5 protein-coding genes are annotated in these 3,811 nt (G+C 63.0%); 2 read left to right on the top strand and 3 right to left on the bottom strand.

Annotated features, from left to right (window positions below):
* A partial coding sequence (locus ACLQ62_RS06325; RefSeq protein ID WP_411720813.1) for a helix-turn-helix transcriptional regulator occupies window positions 1-157 on the top strand: 157 nt, incomplete at its 5' end.
* Window positions 158-295: 138 nt separating this feature from the next.
* Here the strand turns inward: ACLQ62_RS06325 and ACLQ62_RS06330 are convergent.
* A complete protein-coding gene (locus ACLQ62_RS06330; protein WP_411720809.1) occupies window positions 296-793 on the bottom strand; it encodes a MarR family winged helix-turn-helix transcriptional regulator in 498 nt (165 codons plus the stop codon).
* Window positions 794-893: 100 nt separating this feature from the next.
* Between ACLQ62_RS06330 and ACLQ62_RS06335 the strand changes: the two genes are divergently transcribed.
* The gene (locus ACLQ62_RS06335; RefSeq protein WP_411720810.1) at window positions 894-1,439 is read left to right on the top strand and encodes an NADPH-dependent FMN reductase; all 546 of its coding nucleotides are present in this window, start codon (window positions 894-896) and stop codon (window positions 1,437-1,439) included.
* 250 nt (window positions 1,440-1,689) lie between these two features.
* Here the strand turns inward: ACLQ62_RS06335 and ACLQ62_RS06340 are convergent, their stop codons facing one another.
* Together ACLQ62_RS06340 and ACLQ62_RS06345 are read right to left on the bottom strand one after the other, a co-directional pair.
* Window positions 1,690-2,649: an LLM class flavin-dependent oxidoreductase gene (locus tag ACLQ62_RS06340; protein WP_411720811.1), complete on the bottom strand. Its 960-nt coding sequence runs from the start codon at window positions 2,647-2,649 to the stop codon at window positions 1,690-1,692.
* On the bottom strand, window positions 2,646-3,811 hold a 1,166-nt coding region (locus ACLQ62_RS06345), incomplete at its 5' end, for an FAD-binding oxidoreductase (RefSeq protein ID WP_411720812.1). The genes ACLQ62_RS06340 and ACLQ62_RS06345, both read right to left, overlap by 4 nt.

A 3,811-nucleotide genomic window follows, 5' to 3' on the forward strand; every position in this document is an offset into this window, starting at 1 on the left:
ACAGCAGGAAGTTGCGGAGCTGCTCCGACTGCCCGAGCGCACGTTGGAGGACTGGCGCCTGACTCACGCAGGTCCGCCATACCTCAAGCTCGGCCGGCACGTGCGATACGACGTTCAAGACGTGCTCACCTGGGTACAGGAGATCCGGCATGGCTAGGCCGCAAATACGCGCCAGCGAACTGGGCAGCGTCGTCGTCGGAGTCCTCTCGAGCGGCCGGTACCGTGCCCGAGCATCCTTCCGTGACGACAGTGGGGCACTGCATCGCCTTGCGGCAATGCAGTGCCTATCCGGCGTTCAAGACGCGCGCCGCGATACGTCGTCGCAGACCGGCGCACCGATCGCGTCGAGCACGCGCTCCGACGCGGAGAGAAGCACCTTCTTTTCTTCTTCAGTCAGTACATCGAGGAACAGCTGGCGGATCTTCGCAGCGTGCTTACGCATCGCCCCGAGAACCGCCCGGCGACCGTCCGTGGTGAGCCCGACCCAGACGCCTCGCAAGTCGTCGGAACACTCTCGCCGTTCCACGAGGCCACGACTCTCCATGCGCGACACTTGATGCGAGATGCGACTCTTCTCCCACCCGATCAACTCGCCCAGCTGACGGCTCCGCAACTGGTTGTCATCCGCCTCGAAAAGGGCGAGTAACACCTCGTAATCAGGAGCTGAAATCCCCGCGTCGCGCTGCAACTGAGTCTCGAGGGCGCGATCAAGCTGTCGGCGCATCATGTGAAAGGCGCGCCAGACGCCCCATTCTTGGGTGCTGACTTCCGAAATTACGGACATGCTGGTCATCCTACCAATTAGTTGACATATCTACAATGTTCCCTGTATTGTTGACATGTCACCCAGATACAGAGCGTGACATTCGACTTTCCAGAAAGGGACAAACCTCTTGTCTAACCTCAACATCGGCATCATCCTCGGAAGCACCCGCCCCGGACGCCTCGGTGACCAGGTCGGCGCATGGGTCCTCGGCAACGCCAAGGCACCCGGTGCTTCATTCGAGCTGGTTGACCTCGTTGACTACCCGAACCTCGGCGAAGAACTGCAGAACAAGATCGACGGTTTCGACGGCTTCCTCTTCATCACCCCGGAGTACAACCACTCGATCCCCGGTGGCCTGAAGAACGCTCTCGACTTCATCGCCCCGACCGCTTACAACAACAAGGCCGCTGGTGTCATCAGCTACGGCTCGGCCGGCGGCGTTCGCGCCGCTGAGCACCTTCGCCAGATCCTCGGCGAGCTGCAGGTCGCCGACGTGCGCACCCACGTTATGTTCTCGATCTTCACCGACTTCCAGGGCGCCTTCACCGGCGAGGGCAAGTTCACGCCGGCCGAAATCAAGGCCAGCGAACTGCAGGGTCAGATCGATCAGCTGCTTCCGTGGGTTGCCGCCCTCAAGGCCGTTCGCGAGGACTCCGAAGAGCTCGCCGCGTAACAGTTCTACCCATGCGGGAGATTCGAGACTCCGCATCATTTTCTGTGCCCCACGATTTGTCGTGGGGCATAGTTCGTTAACCCGGATGTGGGTGTCAGGGGCGGATGCCGAGAGCTGCTGAGACCATCGCAAGCGCTTCGTCCGCCTCCAGCCTGCATCGGCGAAGACGACCGCACCAAGAGGCTGGATCAGGTGGCAGGAAGGGCGGCGTTTCGGTTCAGCGACGCCGGGCCAGCGGCACATAAGTCACTTACTGATCATTAGTAGCCTCTTGGAAAGCAGGCCGCTGCCTGCCCTGCTCCGGAACGTTCTTCGTTCCTCGTTCTGCGGCGATAAGTTCGCGTGCGGCGGGGGCGACTTCCGACGCGAAGAGTTGGATGGTCGTTGGGTCATCGGCGGCGAGGATGAATCCCGAGGTGCCGTACGTGAGGGCCAGGGCGGCTGCGTGCTCAGCCCAATCTTGGGATGACCCGCTGAACAGACCCCGACCGGTCGGGGTGAACTGACCGGAGATGTTCAGCATCCGGCGCACCGCCCGTGGGTCACGACCGGCGCGTTCGGCGCTATCGTCGATGTGTTTGTTCATCTCTTCCAGGTCGGAGGGGCCGCCCTTCAGGTAGCCCAGCGAGGGTAGCCAGCCATCACCGGCTCGACCGGTGAGTCGCAGCATCCGCGGTTTGTACGCGCCGATCCAGACCCCGATGTCATGGGCGGGCGCCGGACCGCGTTTAGCGCCCGAGACCTGGTAATACTCGCCGTCGACTTGCAGGCGGCCTGGTTCTTTCGTTGCCCAGATGCCGCGGATGATCTGGATGGCTTCGTCCAGTGCCTGTACGCCTTGGCCTGGGGTGAGGCGTCGGCCGCCCATGGCCTCGATCGCGTCCCAGAACCCGCCCGAGCCGATGCCCAGTTCGAATCGTCCACCGCTGAGCAGGTCGAGGCTCGCGGCGCTGCGGGCCAGCACGGCGGGATCCCGTAGCGGCAGGTTGAGCACATTTCCGCTCACCAGGATGCGTTCGGTGCGGGCAGCGACGTAGGACAGTAGTGTCCATGTGTCGTGGAATCTCGGCTGGTACGGGTGGTCTTGGAAGGTGGCGAGGTCAAGACCGGCCCGATCGGCGACGATGGCCAGGTCCACGGGCTGCATGGCCGGCTGATTGGTCGGGGTGATGAATACCCCGAATAGTGGGTCGTGGCCGTAGTCGGTCATGATGCGCTCCGTTCCTCGGTCGATGCTTCGACGACGTTGAAGTTGTCGTTGAACAGGTTGTTGGGGTCGTACAGGGCTTTGAGCTGTCGCAGTCGTTTGAGTGTCTTGGGCGGGAACGCATCGTCGATCCGTTCGGGGCTCTGGTCGGTCTCGAAGCTGAGGTATAAACCGTCGAAGTGTGGGTACAGGTCATTCCAGAATGAGTCCAGCCGTTGCCGGTTCGAAGCAAAGGCGACGACCGAGAAGTTCGCGGACCGGTGTGCGTACGCGGTCGCGTCGGGATCGACGTCGGAGATGGCGCCTCCGACGGAACGGATCTGGAAGAAGTACGCCGCCCCGCTGTTGATGAGTCGTTCGGCCGCTTGGGCGAATCCCGGAGTGATGTGCTCGAGAAACCCGGAGCGCGCCACCGGTTCTCCCCGGCCCTGATTGCCGGTGCCGCGGGCGTTCGTCATCACGGCTTGGTAATTTGTGAGCTGCACGGAGTGGTCATACAACGGCGAAATCTCTGCGAATCGTTCCACCCGCTCGAGGATGACATCCGGATCGCCGGAGTCGACCATTGCCATGACGGATGCCATGGTGGGCTGGCCAGGTTGCGAGGCACCGAGGGAGATGAAGCTCGTTGTGTCGCGCGGGGAAGCCTCGAGGGTTGCTCCCCATTTCTGCAGGAAAGTCGCCGTGTCGGTGGCGTCCATGGTGAGCTGAGCCCAGCCGACGTCGGCGACCTCGTCAACTTCGAATTCAAAGGAGGTGACAATGCCGAAGTTCGCGCCCGCGCCGCGGACCGCCCAGAACAGGTCTTCGTTCTCTGTGGCACTCGCCCGGGCCACCGAGCCGTCGGCGAGTACGATCTCGACCGCTCGAAGATGATCGATGGTGAGCCCGTGTTGGCGGCCCAGGAAGCCGATGCCGCCGGTCGTGGCGAGGCCGCCGACGCCGACGCCGCCGTAATCGCCGGAGCTGAGCGCCCACCCGTGCGCGGCCAGCGCAGCGGCGACGTCCATCCACCGTGCGCCCGGCTCGATTCGAACGAGCCGGGTCGCCGTGTCGAGAACTTCGATCGTATTCATCTGCGACACGTCGATGACGATCCCGCCGTGGTTGGTAGAGCGTCCGCTGATTCCGTGTCCTGCGCTTCGGATGCCGAGTGGTAGATGAG

Origin of the sequence: Mycetocola sp., from assembly GCF_046716805.1 — a bacterium.
GTDB lineage: Bacteria > Actinomycetota > Actinomycetes > Actinomycetales > Microbacteriaceae > Mycetocola_A.

Bases quoted from the DNA above. Each gene is read 5' to 3' on its own strand.
- ACLQ62_RS06330 (WP_411720809.1), bottom strand. From the start codon at position 793: ATGACCAGCATGTCCGTAATTTCGGAAGTCAGCACCCAAGAATGGGGC.
- ACLQ62_RS06340 (WP_411720811.1), bottom strand. From the start codon at position 2,649: ATGACCGACTACGGCCACGACCCACTATTCGGGGTATTCATCACCCCG.